Annotated in this window: 14 protein-coding genes; 7 read left to right on the forward strand and 7 right to left on the reverse strand. The window is 31.0% G+C overall.

Going from position 1 to position 19308, the window contains the following annotated elements:
- Positions 1 to 5 precede the first annotated feature (5 nt).
- Both Q0807_RS15235 and Q0807_RS15240 read right to left on the reverse strand, forming a co-directional pair.
- The gene (locus Q0807_RS15235; RefSeq protein WP_299111296.1) at positions 6 to 1076 is read right to left on the reverse strand and encodes a response regulator; all 1071 of its coding nucleotides are present in this window, start codon (positions 1074 to 1076) and stop codon (positions 6 to 8) included.
- 37 nt (positions 1077 to 1113) lie between these two features.
- Positions 1114 to 4386: a PAS domain S-box protein gene (locus tag Q0807_RS15240; protein WP_299111299.1), complete on the reverse strand. Its 3273-nt coding sequence runs from the start codon at positions 4384 to 4386 to the stop codon at positions 1114 to 1116.
- 606 nt (positions 4387 to 4992) lie between these two features.
- Here Q0807_RS15240 and Q0807_RS15245 point away from each other — a divergent pair.
- The 4 genes from Q0807_RS15245 (at position 4993) to Q0807_RS15260 (ending at position 7474) form a co-directional block, all read left to right on the forward strand.
- Positions 4993 to 5793, forward strand: a complete 801-nt coding sequence (locus tag Q0807_RS15245; RefSeq protein WP_299111302.1) for a patatin-like phospholipase family protein — start codon at positions 4993 to 4995, stop codon at positions 5791 to 5793.
- Positions 5790 to 6014, forward strand: a complete 225-nt coding sequence (locus Q0807_RS15250; RefSeq protein ID WP_299111305.1) for a heavy-metal-associated domain-containing protein — start codon at positions 5790 to 5792, stop codon at positions 6012 to 6014. Before Q0807_RS15245 ends, Q0807_RS15250 begins: the two co-directional genes overlap by 4 nt.
- Positions 6015 to 6198: 184 nt before the next feature.
- Positions 6199 to 6834, forward strand: a complete 636-nt coding sequence (locus tag Q0807_RS15255; protein WP_299111307.1) for a dienelactone hydrolase family protein — start codon at positions 6199 to 6201, stop codon at positions 6832 to 6834.
- A gap of 4 nt (positions 6835 to 6838) precedes the next feature.
- Positions 6839 to 7474, forward strand: coding sequence for a phosphoribosyltransferase (locus Q0807_RS15260; protein ID WP_299111309.1), 636 nt, complete (start codon positions 6839 to 6841; stop codon positions 7472 to 7474).
- A gap of 109 nt (positions 7475 to 7583) precedes the next feature.
- Here Q0807_RS15260 and Q0807_RS15265 read toward each other — a convergent pair whose 3' ends face one another.
- On the reverse strand, positions 7584 to 8714 hold the full coding sequence (locus Q0807_RS15265) for a T9SS type A sorting domain-containing protein (protein ID WP_299111311.1): 1131 nt from the start codon (positions 8712 to 8714) through the stop codon (positions 7584 to 7586).
- Between the two features lie 332 nt (positions 8715 to 9046).
- Positions 9047 to 10990 (reverse strand): erythromycin esterase family protein, encoded by a 1944-nt coding sequence (locus tag Q0807_RS15270; protein ID WP_299111313.1) that lies wholly within the window; start codon positions 10988 to 10990, stop codon positions 9047 to 9049.
- Positions 10991 to 11136: 146 nt separating this feature from the next.
- Between Q0807_RS15270 and Q0807_RS15275 the strand changes: the two genes are divergently transcribed.
- The 3 genes from Q0807_RS15275 to Q0807_RS15285 all read left to right on the forward strand — a co-directional run bounded on the left by Q0807_RS15275 (position 11137) and on the right by Q0807_RS15285 (position 15101).
- Positions 11137 to 12174 carry a pesticidal protein Cry7Aa gene (locus Q0807_RS15275; protein WP_299111316.1) on the forward strand — a complete coding sequence of 346 codons (1038 nt, stop codon included), beginning with the start codon at positions 11137 to 11139 and terminating at the stop codon, positions 12172 to 12174.
- Between the two features lie 6 nt (positions 12175 to 12180).
- Positions 12181 to 14457, forward strand: coding sequence for a glycosyltransferase (locus Q0807_RS15280; protein WP_299111318.1), 2277 nt, complete (start codon positions 12181 to 12183; stop codon positions 14455 to 14457).
- Positions 14458 to 14600: 143 nt separating this feature from the next.
- Positions 14601 to 15101: a nicotinate-nucleotide adenylyltransferase gene (locus Q0807_RS15285; RefSeq protein WP_299111321.1), complete on the forward strand. Its 501-nt coding sequence runs from the start codon at positions 14601 to 14603 to the stop codon at positions 15099 to 15101.
- Between the two features lie 181 nt (positions 15102 to 15282).
- Here Q0807_RS15285 and Q0807_RS15290 read toward each other — a convergent pair whose 3' ends face one another.
- The 3 genes from Q0807_RS15290 to Q0807_RS15300 form a co-directional block, all read right to left on the reverse strand.
- The gene (locus tag Q0807_RS15290) at positions 15283 to 17928 is read right to left on the reverse strand and encodes a cation-transporting P-type ATPase (protein WP_299111323.1); all 2646 of its coding nucleotides are present in this window, start codon (positions 17926 to 17928) and stop codon (positions 15283 to 15285) included.
- Between the two features lie 132 nt (positions 17929 to 18060).
- Positions 18061 to 18513 carry an Hsp20/alpha crystallin family protein gene (locus Q0807_RS15295; protein ID WP_299111325.1) on the reverse strand — a complete coding sequence of 151 codons (453 nt, stop codon included), beginning with the start codon at positions 18511 to 18513 and terminating at the stop codon, positions 18061 to 18063.
- Between the two features lie 391 nt (positions 18514 to 18904).
- Positions 18905 to 19063: a hypothetical protein gene (locus tag Q0807_RS15300; RefSeq protein ID WP_299111327.1), complete on the reverse strand. Its 159-nt coding sequence runs from the start codon at positions 19061 to 19063 to the stop codon at positions 18905 to 18907.
- Between the last annotated feature and the right edge of the window lie 245 nt (positions 19064 to 19308).

Raw genomic sequence — 19308 nt, forward strand, 5'->3', positions numbered from 1 at the left:
TAGGTTTAACCAAACAGGGCAATGTCCTCAAGGGTTTCTTTGTCTTCTATCACTATTTTTCTAGCATGGCCAATGGTTATTAAGCCTTCATTCTTAAATTCGGTGAGCATACGAATGGCTGTTTCTGTAGCTGTACCAATAAGACCCGCAAAATCCTCTCTACAAATACTTATACCATTGTTTTCGTTATTTAGTAAAATAGACTTGTTATGTATGTCTAATAAGGTTTTAGCCACACGTTGTCTTACAGTTCCAAAAGCCACGTTAATTAATTGTTCTTGTACTTCTACTAAATTATTTGATATTATACTCACAAACTTATTGGCTACATCTTTATTGGCATGTAAAAGGCTAGTAAAATCAGATTTCGGAATTTCATATAGTTCTGCATCTTCAAGTATTGCTGCAGATTCTATATAGCTCCCATGGTCTGACAATAACGATAACTGCCCAACAAAATGACTATCACTATATAAACCAGTAACAAACTCTTTTCCCTTTTCGGTTGTTTTAAAGGTCTTTACAGCTCCACGTTGTATAAAATATAAACAATTAGCCCTATTGCCTTCTCTATAGAGTACGGTTCCTTTTCTATAATTTTGTGATGAATAATCTCTAGATAGATGGTCTAAATCCAAATAGTTTGAGGCTGCTTTTATAAATTGTGTAACACCTTCAATGGAAGAAGAATAGTGCTCTTTTAAAAAATCGTGTTTTCTTAGTCTACAATCTATTGCTTCAAGCAATTCTTTTTCGCTGAAAGGCTTTGTTAAATAATCATCAGCACCCAAATTCATGCCTTTTCTCATGTCTATTTTTTCTGTTTTAGCAGTGAGAAAAATAAATGGAATTCTGGCTGTATTGGTGTTTTGGTTTAAATCTTGTAATACTTCATAGCCATCTAATTCTGGCATCATAATATCGCACACAATAACATCTGGAAGTAGTTCTTTTGCCTTTTTAACACCTACTTTTCCGTTTTCGGCTGTTGCAGTACTATAACCTGCAAGCTCTAGAATGTCTGCTGTATTTTCGCGAACAATCTCATTGTCTTCTATAATCAGTACTTTTTTCATCGAAAAATTATATTTTTATTCCCAAGTTATTGAGACCTCATTCATTATTATTAATGGGCAATTCAACGCAAAACGTTGTGCCTTCATTTAGTTTACTTTTAAAACTAATAGTTCCATCCATTAGCTCGGTATAGTGCTTCGCTATATTTAATCCTAAACCTGTTCCTTCTATATTTATAGCATTATTTGCTCTAAAAAAACGATTAAACAATTGGTCTTGTTCTTCCTGAGGAATACCAATACCGCTATCTCTAATTTCTATTAATACTTTATCATTGTTTTTAGATATTTTAAAATTTATAATTGAATTTACTGAGGAGTATTTTGATGCGTTAGATATGAGATTGGTAATTATTTGACGAAGTAATTTAGCATCTAGATTTACAATTAGATGCAACAGACTTGAATTAAAATTGATTTGCTGTGCTTTTTTCAGAGTCACTTTACTTTCATTAATCAAAATTTTAACAAAATTGATAATTTCAAAGTGTTCCTTTACAGCTTTTGTTTTACCCTCTTCTAATTTACTTAATGAGAGAAAATCGTTTAAAATAGTGACAAGGTGATTTACATTCTGTTCAATTTGTAATACGTATTTTTCTCTTTTTACCTCTGTTCCATATCCATTTTGCTTGCGTATTAAAATAGCAGAAGTTAGTATAGCACTTAGAGGCGTTCTAAACTCGTGAGATGCTGTAGATACAAAACGCGATTTTAGTTGATTTAATTCTTGCTCTTTTTTTAGTGCATTTTGTATTCTAAATTCAATTTCCTTTTGCTCTGAAATATCGTTGTAAACCATTAAGGCATTAGATACTTGGTTGTTTTCATCAAATAAAGGTGCAGTGTTTACAGAGAAGTATCTGTTTTTATATTCAATCTCAAAAGAGAGATTGGTTCCAGAGAGTGTTTTAGATATGTATTGTTTTAGTATTGTTTTTCGTTCTTCAGAAAAAAAGGAAAGATCATCTAGCATCATGTCTTCAAAAACAAGTGATTTAAAACCAAGTTTATTTAACGCTTCTCCTTCGGCTAAAACTAATTGAAAATCTTTATTTACAACAGCAATAATGCCTTTTGGGAAATTTTTTGCAATTGCAGTAGTAATTGATTTACTAATGATAGTTTCACTTTCTGCTTGTTTGGTAATCTGTATTTGATCTTCAAGATTAAGATTAGTAACCACCAACTCTTGTACGGTTGCCATAACTTCTTGTGTGCGCTCTTTTACTTTTTCCTCTAATTGCTTAGCGTATATTTCTAACTGCTTTTTACTTTCTTTTAGTACAATTGTATTGTTATTTTTTTCAATGGCAATACTAGCTAGATATGTCATATCTAAAAGCATTTCTTTTTCGTTTGCTATAGGTGGTCTTGCAGATAAGCTATAAAAACTTAATACACCTAGTACTTTATTCGTAGATGACATAATAGGGAATGACCAACACGCTTTTAAACCATCTTTTAAGGCCATATGTTTATAACCTTCACAAAACACGTTAGTTTCTATATCAGAGGCAATAACTTCTCTTTTTAAAAACGCTGCAGCACCAAACGTGCCTGCTTTTGGACTAATAACAGTACCATCAATAAAATTGCAGAATGCTTTTGGTAAATTTTGTGCCGCTAATATGTGTAATGTTTTATCTACTTTATCTAATACAGAAATAGAACCTATACAGTCTTTAAGATATATTTCTGCTGTATCAATAATTTTTTTAGTTATCGATTTTAAAGGCTTGTCTTGAGCTATTGATTCTAATATTTTTTGAATTCTATCTTTAAGATCTTCTGACTTTATCTTATTTGTAACATCATTTTGCACACTTATAAAATGCGTTAATTTATTTTTGTTATTATATATAGGAGTAATTGTAACATCGTTCCAAAACAGTGTTCCATCTTTTCTATAATTACGTAACACAACATTACAAGCTTCACCTTCTGTAATAGCATTTCTCATGACATTAATCTCTTTTTGATCTCTATCATCGTCTTGTAAAAAATTACAGTTTCTGCCATATACTTCTTCTTTATTATAGCCTGTAATTTTTTCGAATGCAGCATTACAATAAATAATTGGTGGATGTGGTTTTTGTGCATCTGCAATTGTGATACTATTACTTGTGGACGCCAAAGCATTGTTCTTTATATTTAGTTGTTCATCCTTTTCTCTTTCTTTAGTAACATCTCTAACTATTGTTAAAAGATTATGCTCATTCATAAGTACCGTACGAGCTTCAAAATGTTTTATCGTTTCTTTAATTTTTAAGCTATACTCTGTAATCTGCATATTTCCAGAGGTTAACACAATTTGCTGTGAAAGTTTCACTTTTTTATAAATAGATGCAGGCAAAATATCTTTCATATTTTTACCAATGAATTTTTCTGGTGAAATAATTAAATCATCCCGGTTTTTGGCGTAAAAATCTGTATAGTTCCCTATTCTATCTTGTATAAGCATCATATCAGGCATGGCTTCTAATAATGCCTTCATTTTAGCTTTGTTGGCTTTTATGGTAAGCTCTTGCTTTTTATATGATGTTATATCTGCTACAAAACCTTCTAATGCAATAACCTTATTTTGCTTATTATAAATAGCTTCGCCTTTTACCCAAACGTATTTTAAACTTCCATTTTTGTGATGAATGCGATACTCAAAATCATATGCTTTTCTTTTATTTATAGCTGTTTGCAAATGTTTCCATACTTTATTTCGATCCTCTTCAATAATAAGTTGGCCAAAATTTATGGTCTTATCTTTAAAATCCTGAAAAGGATATCCTGTGACTTCTAAACAACCTTCACTAATATATTCTGCTGTATAATTCTTATCATTCTTACAACGAAATAATATTCCTTTTACATTATTAATTAATGTGTTAAATTTATGGTTACTTTCTATTAACTTATCATTTATTTTTTTTAGTTCTTGAAGACTTTCAGTGCGATTGGTTATATCTCGCAAAAAAGTGATGATTAAATTTTTACCATCAATTACTGAATAACTTAACCTGATTTCTAAACTAAATTCTCTTCCATCATTTTTTACCCCAAATATTTCAAAGTTTATATTAGTCCTTGTTTTTTTAAAGTTTATTATGTGCTTTATAAGTTGTTCTCTATTTTTCTTTGTTATTAGAGTCTCTAAATTCATACCTAATAAATTATCAGAGTCAATTCCAAACAGATTTTCGCATGCAGAATTTGCCAATAAGATAGTTCCATCATTATCTAGTACTAAAACACCTTCAGTAGTTAATTGGAACATACTTTGAAAAAGACCTTCATTTTGTAAACTTCCTATCATGTAATTGCTGCCATTTAGTTGGGTTAAAAAGTTATTAATTGATACTTAGCTCTATTCGCAATTTTTATAATGACTATAGACTTAATCTTCTATTAGTACTTTTAGTAATTCTCTAATTTACTAGGAGATATCCTAGACAACATTTTAGTTAATTATATATTTTTTATTTTCATATTATTTGAATCATTTAATGTAATCAATAGTAGCTGCATATTTTATCCATAATTGATTTTCATAAACAACAGTTTTAATCTTTTTTCAGAATTGAGTATCAAAAAATTACTAATCTACAAATAAGAAAAACGCATATATTAATTGCAATAAAAAAATAATCTACTATAAAAATAATAATTTTAAATCTTATTTAATATGATATATATCAACATATTACAACCTCAAAAACACAATCGGAAATGGTTTTGAATTAGTGCACTAAACAAAAAAACTAACTTCATATCTTTAGAAAAAAAAGGATTACATCATGAAAAATTGAATTTAAGTTAATCTTATTTTTAACTAAATGACCACGGTCATTTCAAAAACATTTCTTAAGGTATAACTTCAGTAATTATAACCAAATTCAGTTTTTTAATATTTTATATAGCAATGAATAGTGAGACTATAGGTTTAGTACTTTCTGGAGGTGGTATGCGAGGCGTAGCCCATGTTGGTGCTATAAAAGCCTTAGAAGAGCATAACATTTACCCAACACATATAGCAGGTACAAGTACTGGTGCCATTGTAGGTGGATTATATGCTTATGGTTATACCTGTGATGAGATGATGCAATTTTTTAAAACCGTACAAATTTTGGACTATAAAAAATATGCACTCAGCAAACCAGGCTTTATAGATAGTGGTAAGTATTACAGTTTTTTCAAGAAAAAATTTTCAGAAGACAGTTTTAGTGTACTCAAAAAGAAACTATTTATTACCGCTACCAATATAACTGATGGAGTACTTGAAACCTTTAGTGAGGGTGAACTTATAAAACCGATTTTAGCTTCTTCTGCTTTTCCTGGATTGTTTTCTCCAGTTAAAATTAAGGACAAGTTATATATTGACGGTGGTGTGCTTAATAATTTCCCTTTAGAACTTATTAGAAAAGATTGTGGCACTTTAATCGGTGTCTATTTAAATCTCTTTGAAACTGCTGCTATCAGTGATTTTAAACACTTTTATAACGTTATTGAACGTGCTATAAACATTAGAATAGCCAAAAGTGATGAAAAAAAATTTATACACTTTGATGTCGTAATTGCACCAAAAAACTTGGCGCATTACGGGCTATTTGATAAAAAAAATATTGATACTATTTATAAAATAGGTTATGACAATATGAATAAGACACTTACAAACAATTTATTAAACTTAAAAAAACAAAAACCTTCAATAGAGCTACTATGAGAAAAACAGTTCACATACAAAATCTAATCTGTGACGCTTGTGTAAAAACTATAACAAATAGACTTACAGAATTACAACATATTAGCGATGTAGAAGTTGACTTAGACATGCAAACCGTAAGCTTTGACTTTTTTTCTAAACATGATTTTGAACATGCAAAGCATGTATTAGAAGCATTGGGATATCCTATAATTGGGCATGATAATATTTTACACAATTAAAACTAATCAAAGAAAAAAAATGTTGCTTTCAATCAATAAGGCATTACAAAATGAAGGTTTTATTACATGATTAAAAAATAACAATAAAAGCAAAAAACTGAATGGTTTGACTTCTATAATTACGGATGGTATTCTAAAATAACAACCAAGTTTAGTTATTGTAATTAAAGCATAAATTAAAATTATGAATTATAAAGATATAAGTATCCCAATAAAAAACACAATCTTAAAAGGACGACTGCGTATAGCAGAAAACCAAAAAGGACTTGTTATTTTTTCTCACGGAAGTGGCAGTAGTAGAATGAGCAGCAGAAATAATTTTGTTGCAGATTTACTGTTAAAGGAAGGCTTTTCTTCGTTATTATTTGATTTATTAACGGAAGCAGAAGATACTATTTATGAAAATAGGTTTAACATTGATTTACTTGCTGAACGATTGGTGGCAACTACAAAATGGATAACCAAACAAAAGGACATGCAAAATGTACCTATTGGTTTTTTTGGTGCAAGTACTGGTGCCGCTTCTGCATTAAAGGCAACACCATTTTTAGGAACAAGGATAAAAGCCATTGTGTCTAGAGGTGGTAGACCAGATATGGCCATACCTATTTTAGATAAAATAAAGAGCCCAACCCTTTTAATTGTTGGCGGTAATGATGGTGTTGTAATTGATTTAAACAGAAAAGCCTACGCTAAACTTGTTGGCATTAAAAAAATAGAAATTATTGAAGGTGCCACCCATTTGTTTTCCGAACCTGGCAAGTTAGAAGCTGTGGCAAAATTAACCAGTAATTGGTTTACTAAATATTTAAAAAACTAAAGCCATGATTTATGAAGATAGAATTGAAGCTGCTCATCTATTAGTAGATAAACTTCAAGCTTATAAAGATAAAAACAACGCTATTGTTTTAGCCATCCCAAGAGGTGGTGTGCCTATGGGCTATGTCATAGCAAAACAACTACATTTACCATTAGAGGTGGTGCTTTCTAAAAAAATAGGGCATCCAATGCATAAGGAATTTGCTATTGGTGCAGTAACCTTAAAAAGTTTGGTTTTAAGTGATGCCGCTAATGACGTCTCTACGAGTTATATTGAGGAAGAAACTAAAAAAATTAGAACTTTGCTTAGCAAACGGTATCAAGATTATTATGGTCATAAAAAACCGCAAGAACTAAAAGATAAAATCTTAATTATTGTAGATGATGGTATTGCCACTGGTAATACTATTATATCTACCATTGAAATGTTGCACGAAGAACAGCCAAAAAAAATTGTGGTTGCTATTCCAGTATCATCTAAAAGTGCTTTACAAAAACTAAAAAACACACCTTTTGTTGACGAGGTTATTTGTCTATCAACACCCCAAAATTTCAGAGCTGTAGGTCAGTTTTATGAAAACTTCGACCAAGTTAATGATACTGAAGTTAAAACATATCTCAACAAGAAAACCACAAGTTAAAATTTATTTAACTAACCTCAAATACTTATAAAATTGCAAAGTTAAGATGCTTTATAACAAAAATAATTCTCAACAAGTACCTATTGTATTACTTGCTGAGAATTAATGATTAATGCTTTACAACTAATTTTGTAATATGTACAGAATTATTGTAAACGAGCTTCATAATATAAATTCCATTTGAAAGGTTAGTTAAATCAATTATATCATGTTCTTGCTTTATAAATTTTGAACATAATTCTCTTCCATTAGTATCATAAATAATAACATCTAAATTATAATTTGAATTAATGTGAATTCTATTTGAAGCAGGATTAGGGTATATCCGTAAATTTATTAATTCGCCTACTTCAGTAATAGCTAATGGTAAACAAGAATAGGTTCTTGTATCTCTAATTGTATTTAACCATGTATTATTATCGAGCCAATCTTGCGAAATCATTTCCGTTGGGTTTCCGTCAGTACTATTTGTTATTAAAATTCTAGAATCGATTTCATAAGTAGCACCATTCCAGTCTTCCTCTTCTATTTCTATTAAATAATCATTTCCGTCATAGTAAAATATTTCACGATATTCATTTTCCCAATTGGCTCCATCCCAATCTTGAGACTCTAACGTAGCAATTAAACAATTAGCATAAGAATAGACTTCACGAGCATCGTTTTCCCAACTTGTCCCATTCCAATCTTGAATTTCAATGGTTGAAATAAAAAAAACTGAACAAGAATACACCTCATAAGAATACACTTCTCGCTCATCATTTTTCCAAGAATTTGAAGACGTCTCCCACTCTTCAGTAATGCTGTTTATTAGAAGGTTTTCTGAGCCAGAATAAGTCGAAGTTTTCTTCTCTGATTGCTGCCATGTATTATTTACCCAAACAGAAGTTAGTAATTCTGTTAAGTTACCTCCTGAATATGTATAATTCTCTTTGAATAAATTGTTCCAAGAATTTGTATTAGAATTCCAAAGTTGTGCAATCATTAAAATTGGCTGATTACTATCATTATAACTAGTATTAATAAATATTGAATTAATAAGAACGCCTCCGAGATCTACTTGTTGTAATGTTTCAATGGGAAAACAATCTTCATTAAACGTATTGCTTGTTCTAGACGACAAATTCCAATTTGTTCCATCCCAAGAATCAATTTCCCAAGTTTCGGGAACTGCGAAGGATTGCTGCTGTGCATAAAAGTTCGAAAATGTAAATAATAGTAATAAAGTAATTTTTTTCATAACATAATATTTTATGGTTAATTGAAAATTCAAATAATACATTAACATGTATGAACTATTGGATATTGATTTTCACGTTTTAATTTAATTTTAATCAATAGTTTCAATAAAAATAGCAGTAGTAATGCGTTTTTAAAATGATGTGAGTCAGTTTGCTTGTGATTAAACATAATGACCTAAATCATTGATTTTTAGTTTTGAATCATGTTTATCCTTTAACATTTATTGAGAGTAATGCTAGTATAGAGTTATAAAAACCTATAACAAACAGAAAATATAAGTTTGTACAAATACAAAAGTTTTAATAGCCAGTATTAATAAATTGAAATTATTTATTTGTCTATTCTGCCAAATGGATGCATGTATTTTAGCTCAGGCTTTTCTGTTTTTATTTTAAGTGGTGTTATAGCTTTTGTTTTATTGAACCATATATACTCATCAAATTGAGATGGTAAAACAGTTTTAAAGTAATGGCTCATCAATTCTGTTTCTGGTATATAAACAACGCCAATAGCGCGTTCTAACCTTGGTGTGCTTAATAATTCCCTCAAGTTTTTTTCTGAATGTTGTTCTCTTAAAGGCAATGTAAAATTAGTAACGTTAGTTTTATGACATAAATGTTCATAGCTTTCTGCTAAAGAATCATTAATAGGCATAACTTGCATTGCATCACCCCAGTTTTTAGCTGCAGCAACGGTTCCTGTATGGGTTCCAAAACCAATATTATAAGATTTAGATCCAAAATGTTCCTTGCATAAATGCCCAATATTTATTTCCCCTCTCGCGTACATTTCTGTAGCCAAAGCATTTCCTATATGCGAATTATGCGCCCAAACAACCGCTTTTGAGTCTTTACCATGATAAGATAGTAATGATTTTAAGGTATAAAACATGTGAAAATCACGCAAGTTCCAAGATTCTGCGCTACCATAGTACATAGCTTTGTAATACCGCTCTGCGTCAACCACAACTGTCGCATTTTGGTAGGCATAAAAATAGGCTTGAGAATGGTTGAGTTTATTTTTGTTTTTTAACAAATCAAACAACATTTTTAGCACGGTTTTCTCACAGCTCTCTAATTTCTGATTTTTTACTAATTTACCATATACGGTAGGATTTGACATATAAGGCATAATACACGAATAACGCAATTTTGCAAGTGCTGCTAAGTCTGAATCAATCTCTTCAAGATAATTAATAACTAAATCAATAGAGTTTTCTAATCCATATAAATCAAGGCCATAAAAACCTATTGTATTATTATGTTTAGTATTGTTTTTTTTAAGCCATTCTACAAAATCGAGTACTTCCTTATTTTTCCACATCCATTCTGGAAAACGTGAAAAAGGCATCCAATCTTGAGATTGGTATTGGTTTCTTACATAATTGTTAATCTGCTCTGCATCGGACCAATCTGCTTCTGCACAAACAAGGTTAAACCCTTTTTTTTCTATTAATGCTTTTGTGATTTCTTGCCTCATGGCATAAAACTCTGAAGTTCCATGTGAGGCTTCTCCTAATAACACCACTTTAGCATCACTTATGCGCTCTAACAACCCATCTATTGGAAACTTTATAATCGCTTTAAAAGGAATGGAACTAATACCTATTTCGTCTATAATTTCATTTTCAGGATACATCTTAGTCCCAATTTTAGGAATCAGTTTTGGCTTTGGAATAAAATAGTTATCTCGTAGCGCCTTTGTGATGTATTCGGTTTCAGAAACACGTTCTATAGTCTCTAGCATAACATGTGCCCAATCTGGCCCTACTGGTGCCAATAATTTGGCACCAATTTTTAACTGTGACTTTATGGTCTTTGGGATTTCATTGAATTCTGAAGCACTTAGAATAGCATTAAATGGTGCTTTTGCTTTCCATCCGTTTTCAAGCTTTCCTGTTTTTATATGCACATTGGTAATATCTATATTCTTTAAAACTTCTAATGCCCAATCTGAGTAGGTTTTGGCAGTTTCTAAGGCATAAACCTCCTTATATATTTTAGAAAGTACAGCCAAAATATAAACTGAATCTACACCAATAATGAGGATGTTTTCTTCCGATTTTACTTGTAACTGCTCTAACATTCTTGCAACAACAATGACCCTAGGCTCTGTCTTTTCTATAGATTTTTCAATTCTTATATCTTCATAAAAATAGGGATGTAAATTTTCTGATAAAAAAAAAGCTTCCGGAATATCTTGAAACGCCTCAATAAGCAATGAATTTCTTATGCCTTTATCTTTTAATTGTTCTTCAATACTAATGTCCTTCATCTTTTCTGTATTTAAAAATCGACAACCAAATGTATTACCAATGAAACAGATTTGAAATGACCTAGGTCATTCTGTTTTGGAATGACATAGGTCATTTTAGCTGTTATTAAATAAAGTTAATTTCATCAAAAATCTAATGCATTATTATGACTTTAGTAACTAAACATGGTGTTATTCTCAAAAAAACGAATAACAGCTTTGAAAATTTAGGAGTTTTTAATCCTGCTGTAATGCAAGAAGGAAATACCGTACATTTATTATATCGTGCCGTTAGAAACGGAAACTTCTCTACAATAGGTTATAGCAAATTAGAAGGTCCTTTAAAAGTTGTTAAGCGATTAATAGAACCTGTCTTTTTTTCAGAAACTCCAGAAGAATTTCAAGGTGTGGAAGATCCTAGAATTACAAAAATTGATGATACCTATTATCTGTCGTATGCTGCTTACGACGGGATTAACGTTTTTGGTGCCTATGCCACTTCAAAAGATTTAAAAACCTTTGAGCGACAAGGCATTATTACACCCAAATTTACTTTTGAAGAATATTCAGAGCTTATTAAAAATAATTATGAAAAAATAAGTATCCATCATACGCTTTTCTACGATTTATATTGTCGGTATAAACTTGAGCGATTAATGAAAGGAAAAATATATGTTTGGGACAAGAACATTATCTTTTTTCCGAAGAAAATAAATGGAAAATTTGCCGTATTCCACAGACTTTTTCCCTCTATTCAAATCTTATATTTCAATGACCCTTCTGAGTTAACGGTAGCATTTTGGGAGACCTACATTTCAAATTTAAGACAACATATTGTATTACAACCAAAATATAAACACGAAAGTAGCCATATCGGTGGTGGATGTCCTCCTATTGAGACTGATTTAGGCTGGTTGGTTATATACCACAGTGTAGAAAACCATACAAAACACTTAATTTATCATGCCTCTGCAGTTTTATTAGACTTGAATGATCCTAGAAAAGTACTAGGAAGACTTAATAAACCTTTGTTCTCTCCTACTGAAAGTTATGAAAAAGTAGGCTACGTAAACAATGTAGTATTCCCAACAGGAACAGCTCTTTTTGATGATGAGCTTTATATTTATTATGGCGCAGCAGATAGTTGCGTAGCAGTGGCATCCGTTAATATTAATACACTATTAGATGAACTGAAAAATCAATAAAAACACATGAAAATAAATTCACCACCTAAAATACTGTTTCTATCAACATTTCCTCCAACACAATGTGGCATTGCTACTTATACCCAAGATATTATTTCTGCTATTACTGATGTTTTTGGTGAAAACTTGGCTTGCGAAATCTGTGATATTTCAGATAATATAGATGTAAATCATAATGTTCATTTTACCATCAATCCCACATTAAAGTCAGATTACACTAAAATTGGCAGAGAAATAAATGGCGACAATACTATAAAATTGGTACATATACAACATGAATTTGGTTTGTTTGGTGGCACTTATGGAAACTATTTATTAGGTTTTCTGGACGTACTAAAAAAACCAGTAACTTTCACATTTCACAGCGTTATACCAACTCCTGATAAAAAATTAATGGCTTTTGTTAAGCTACTTATTTCTTATAGTAATTCTGTTATTGTAATGACTAAAAAATCTAAAAAGATACTAGTAGACGATTATGATATTAATGAAAATAGTATTGCATGCATTCCACATGGCACTCATAACGTTAATTATGAAAATACTCAAAATGCTAAATGTAAATTTAATTTAGAAAATCGCACAGTTTTGTCAACCTTTGGGCTTTTAAGTTCAGGCAAAAGTATTGAGACAGCCTTAAAAGCATTGCCAGAAATTATTAATCACACACCTAATGTTTTGTATTTAATTTTAGGCAAAACACATCCCAATACCTTAGTAAACAACAAAGATGACTATAGAGATTCTTTAGAATTGCTTGTTAAAGAACTCAAACTCAAAAACCATGTCAGTTTTATTAATCGCTATTTAGAAATAGACGAGCTTTTGGACTATTTAAAGGCAACAGATATTTACCTATTTACTTCTAAAGATGCCAACCAAGCCGTAAGTGGCACTTTTGCTTATGCCATGAGTTGCGCTTGTCCTATCGTGGCAACAGCTATTCCGCATACTAACGAAGTGCTTTCAATTAACGAAGGAATATTAGTACCTATTGAAGACTCAGAACAAATGGCGAAAGAAACAATTAAAATACTACATAATAACACATTACGAGAGTCTATGGCACTCTCCGCTTTTGAAAAAACAAGAGCATCTTCATGGAATAATGTCGCTATAAAACAAATTGATATTTATAAAAAAAGTATCGATGAATCGTTGAAAACCACATTCAACTATCCTCCAATAAAGCTAAACCATTTAAAAAATATGACCACAGCTTTAGGCATAATTCAGTTTAGCAAAATTTCTGAACCAGATATTAATTCTGGATATACCTTGGATGATAATGCTCGTGCGTTAATCACTATGTGTATGCATTATAATGTGTTTAAAAAATCTTCAAACTTATTATTTATAGATACATACTTATCTTTTATTGAGCGTTGCCAAACAGAGTATGGCACTTTTATAAACTATGTGGATGAGCACAACCACACGCATATAAAAAACGACTATGTAAATCTAGAGGATTCTAATGCAAGAGCTATTTGGGCTCTGGGAACCGTTGTTTCTTTAAAAGAACATTTACCGAAAACTTTTGTAACTAGAGCGAAATTAAGTCTCTTACGAAGTATACCATGGATGAGCAATATTTTGTCTCCTAGAGCTATTGGTTTTGTGATAAAAGGATTATATTTATATAACTCTGCAGATAAAGATAACAATGCGGTATCAATTATTAAAAAACTATCAAAAAACCTTATTTCAAATTACGATGTCAATGCGATAAGAAGCTGGAACTGGTTTGAAAATTACTTAACGTATGCTAATAGTGTTCTTCCAGAAGCTATACTTTATAGTTATCTAGTAACAGGTAAAGATTCTTATAAGAGAGTCGCTATAGAATCGTTTGATTTTCTACTATCAAAGATGTTTATAAATGGGCATTTTAAAGTAATTTCTAATCAAGGATGGTATAAAAAAGACAGTATTCCAAGTAAATTTGGAGAACAACCTATTGATGTTTCTTATACCATACAGACTTTAAGTCTCTTTTATAAAACGTTTGAAGATCCTATGTATAAAACGATGATGCAAACAGCATTTGATTGGTTTTTAGGTAAAAATCATCTCAATCAAATTATGTATAACCCAATAACTGGTGGTTGTTATGACGGCTTAGAAAAAACGAACGTAAATTTAAACCAAGGTGCCGAGTCCACTATTTGTTATTTGATGGGACGCATTATTATGGAACAACAAAAGGCTGTTTCATCTATAAAGCTATTTCAACAAAAAAAAGCAACTATGAAAGCCTCTTTTAGATTATCAAATAAATGAGTTTTAATAAAACCAAAATTTAATCTATAGCTAGATTCCAAGATGCTTCTACTACAATAAAATCAATCTAATGACCTAGGTCATTTTGCAGCTTTTGTCTGATGGTTAAATTTGAATATTATTAACTTTTAATCTTTAATATTATGAAAAATTTATTTCTTTTTTTAGTGGTTTGTGCGTTCACCACACCAATATTTGCACAAATAGTTGAACTCGATACAGTTGTCGTCCGTCCTATCAAATACAAATACATTTATGAAGTGGTGGATGAAGACATTGATCAAAGCGTTAAAGATTTACAAATAAAACTGGCTAAGTTTGATGTAACAAAAGAAGAGTATTACAGCGATGAATATGATAGTTACAATGTGTCATTTTATATTCCAAAAGGATATGCTGTAGCTACTTATGACGAAGACGGTCAGTTACTTAGAACTATTGAACGTTATAAAAATGTAAAATTACCTTTAGCTGTTATTGAAGCAGTAGCAGAACGGTTTCCTAATTGGTCTATAGATAAAGACATTTATAAAGTGAGTTATTCTGAGCCAAAGTGGGAATCTAAAAAAACCTATAAATTAAAATTGACAAATGGTGAGAAAACTATTAGAGTTAAAACTGACCAAGATGGTAATTTTTTATAAATTTGAAACATGATATAAAAATTAAATAAAATACTCATTACTGTACAAATGAGATTATAAAAAAGACCAATGAACTTTGATAGGTGTAATGGTCTTTTTTTATATTTTACTAATAATTGCTACATTAACAATTAGAAAAATAGTCTAAAATCTATGTATAAAAAAAGCGCGTAAAACGCGATTAAACTGTAAATCCTAATCGTTTAAAAATCTGCGATAAAACTAATGAACCAAAAGCAAAAATGATTACCCAACCTATTTGTTCTGAAGATAAATTGGTTAAGAAAAGTGCGTTTGACACAGGCGGAATATAATAGACACCCACGGTTATCACTAGTGATATTACAATAGAAGACCATATCCAAAGATTTTTTACAATTTCATTATTAAAAAATGAAACTCTGCTTTCTGCCATGTTAAATACATTTAATAATTGTGCTAGAACTAAGGTATAAAATGCCATATTATTTATGATTTTAGATGTTAGTTGAAGTACCAAGTGAGCATAAGCAGTAATACCAATAACAGCAACAGTTATACAAAGCCCGAAGATAATGGTTGATTTCCATCGTTTTACAGACATAATCGGTTCGTTCGCTTTTCCTGGTGGACGTTTCATAATATCCACTTCTCCTTTTCCCATACCTAATGCCAACGCAGGAAATATATCTGTAACAAGATTTAAAAACAATATTTGTAAAGGTAATAATGGTACTGGTAAAGCGAGTAAAGCTGCCAAACCTACAGACACTACTTCTGCCAGATTGCAGGACAGCAGATATACCACAAACTGTCTTATATGATCAAAAATGGCACGTCCTTGCTTTATGGCGAATTCCATTGCAGTAAATTTATCATTTTTTAGAATAACATCTGCTGCTTCCCTTGCTGCTTGTGTACCTCTAATTCCCATAGCAATCCCAATATCTGCTTTACGCAGAGCAGGAATGTCGTTAATACCATCACCAAACATACCTACAACATTATCATTGGCTTGATAAAGGGAAACCAGTTTTAATTTCTGCTCTGGTGTTACCCTCGCAAAAACGGAAGCATTCAATATATTTGTTACCATAGTAGGGTTTGGTTCAGTTTCAAAATGTAAGTCTTGTCCATGTAAAATACTGCTTAAAGCCGAATTTTGAGGTAATAAGCCAATTTCTTGAGCTATTTTTTTTGCAGTTCCTAGATGATCTCCCGTCATCATTACCACTTTTATACCCGCTTCTTTATACACTTTTATGGTTGCTTTTACATCTTCTCTAGCTGGGTCCAAAAATCCAATAACTCCAATAAAAGTTAACTGAGATAACACCTTATTTTTTTCTGGTTTTTCATTTTGTTCTTTATAAGCAAAAGCTAATACTCTTAACCCTTGAGATGCCAAATTATTAACGCGATTAGTCCATTCTTTTTTATTCCTAAATGAATGTGATTTGTTGTCTTTAAGAATTGTATTACAAAGGGTTATAACACTCTCAAAAGCGCCTTTTACGTAAACCGTGAACCCATTCTCTGTTGCATTTAATGTTGCCATTAATTTACTAGAGGTATTAAATGGAATCTCTAATTCTTCCGGATTATTTTCTTTAATATATTTGGGATTAATATGCAGTTTTTTAACAAATTGTATGAGTGCTAATTCAATACTATCTCCCCTCATGTCTTCAGCTTTTAAAATAGTATTGTTACACAAAACACTAGTCATTATCATGGCATTTAAAGCTTTGGGTTTTTCTGTATTCTCAAAGTAAGCAAAGTCTTTGTTATGTACTTCGCTTAAAACTTCATCTTCAAAAATCAAGGTATGTACTTGCATTTTATCTTCGGTAAGCGTACCTGTTTTATCTGTACAAATAATGTTTGTAGCTCCTAAGGTTTCAACAGCCTCCATTTTTTTAATAATAACATTTCGCTTGGATAGTTTCATCATACCTCTTGCCAAAGCAATAGTGGCTATAACAGGAAGCCCTTCTGGTATTGCTGCAACAGCTAATGCCACTGCTGTTTCTATGATTAAGAGCATATCCAATTCTCTTAGATAACCAGTAAAAATAATGAGGATTGCAAAAAATAACGTCAGGAATATAAGCCTTTTGCTTAATGCACTTAATTTTTTTTCTAATGGTGTTCGTTGTTCTTCAATCCTACTTCCCATTTCCTGAATATTAGCAAGTTGCGTGTTATTCCCAGTGAAAACCACAATTGCTTTTGCAGAACCTTGCTCTACAGTTGTTCCTTTAAACACCATGTTTTTCCTATCTGATAATATAGTGTTTTGGGATAGCGAGTTTATGTGCTTATGGATGGCTCTGCTTTCACCAGTTAAGGATGCTTCTTTAATTGCTAAGTTTTCAACAGTAATGAGCCGAGCATCCGCTGAAACGACATCTCCAGCTTCTATTAAAATAATATCACCTGGTACTAGTACAGATGATTTTATAGTTTTTATTTTTCCGTTGCGCAAAACCGTGCTCTCAGTAAATCCCATCTGTCGAAGTGCTTCAAGAGAACGAATGCCTTGTAGCTCCATTATAAAACCAATAATTACTGTAATTAGGATAACAGTGATTATAGCTATAGTCTCAGGCAAATCATCGTTAAAAACGAAAGTAAGACCTGCTGCAACCACGAGAATGAAGATGATTCGATCGTTACATTGGTCTATTAAAATTTTTATTTTTTTCTTTGGTAGTTTTGTTGCTATCTCATTTTTGCCATATTCCTTAATACGTTCCTTTACTTTACTTTCAGTTAAACCAGAATCAGTATTACTGTTTAACCTGTCTACTACAGATTTTATGGAAAGAGAAAAAGGTTCTAACATGGTCATTTGTATTTTAAATTATAATCAATCACTACTAAAAGTAAAAGATTAAAAAACCCTCTTACTAAAACTTTTTGATAAAAAATTTTGGCAAGAGGGTAATCTCTAAACATCTTCATTGAAAATCACACCTTACGCAATCTCAATTTTCTTTGGCTTGTGTAGTTTAGCTTCTTCCTTTTTAATTAGATTAAATCGAAGTACGCCATCTTTATATTTTGCTTTAACATCTTCCTCTTTTATGGAGTCTGGAAGTTGCAATCTTTTTTCAAAAGAATTATAGCTAAATTCTTTACGTTTATAGTTGTCTTCTTTTTCTTCTTCAGAATGTGAATTTTCTGCAGAAATATTTAAGCATCCGTCATCGATGGTTACTTCGAAATCTTTTTTGGAAAATCCTGGTGCTGCTAATTCCACCTCAAAAGCTTCGTTGGTTTCTTTAATGTTTAGCGCTGGCTCACTCAATTGCGTATTCCAAAGTTCATTGCTCAATAATGGGTTACTAAAAAAATCATCATTATCAAAAAAATTTGATGTAACAAGATTTCCCCATGGTCTTCTGTTTCTAAATTTTACTAGTGACATAATTTTATAATTTAAGTTAAATAATTTATTTACTGCTAAATTATATGGAAACTAGAGTTTTAGAAATGACCTAGGTCAGTAGGATTATTAAACTTTATTTAAACAAAATTTTATGCATAATTTCATTTTATATGAAGTATCCAATTAAAATTTTTAATATACATTTAATCCTTTTGGATCCATATTAACACTAATTTTTATAGTAATTTTAGTGATTAACATCATATCGTTGTTCAAGTAAATGATCTTATCAGTAAACACACAAAGAGTGAACTTTGTAAACTCTACTCAATTGCACCTACGACAGTAAATGTGTGGATTAAAAAGTACAATCGTAAAGACTTAATGAACACCAGAGTAAAAGAGGAAACAAAAGACGAAATATCTAGAATTAAAGCACTTCAGCATCCCATCCAACTTTAGAAGTCTTGTAAGGAAGACGAATCATTCTAGGTCCCTTATGAAAAACTCTAACTACGATTGGAAACACCCCTTCATTCTCAGTTTTTGACTTAGCTCTAGTATCCAAAATTAATTTTGCTCGAGCCATTTCTCTGTAATTTTAGATATAAAGTTAGCAAAAATTACGCACACTTTACGCACACTTTTGTTTGAACACAATTCATATCAAACAATCTCAAAACCAATTAAACGTAACAAAATCAGATATTTAATAATAATATTACGTGTGAAAACAGTCGATTTTTTGGCCTTCTAAGCAGGCGGTCCTAGGTTCGAATCCTAGTGCGATCACAAAAAGCCTCAACATATTTATGTTGAGGCTTTTTTGTTTTC

Source organism: uncultured Winogradskyella sp. (assembly GCF_947495255.1).
Lineage (GTDB): Bacteria > Bacteroidota > Bacteroidia > Flavobacteriales > Flavobacteriaceae > Winogradskyella.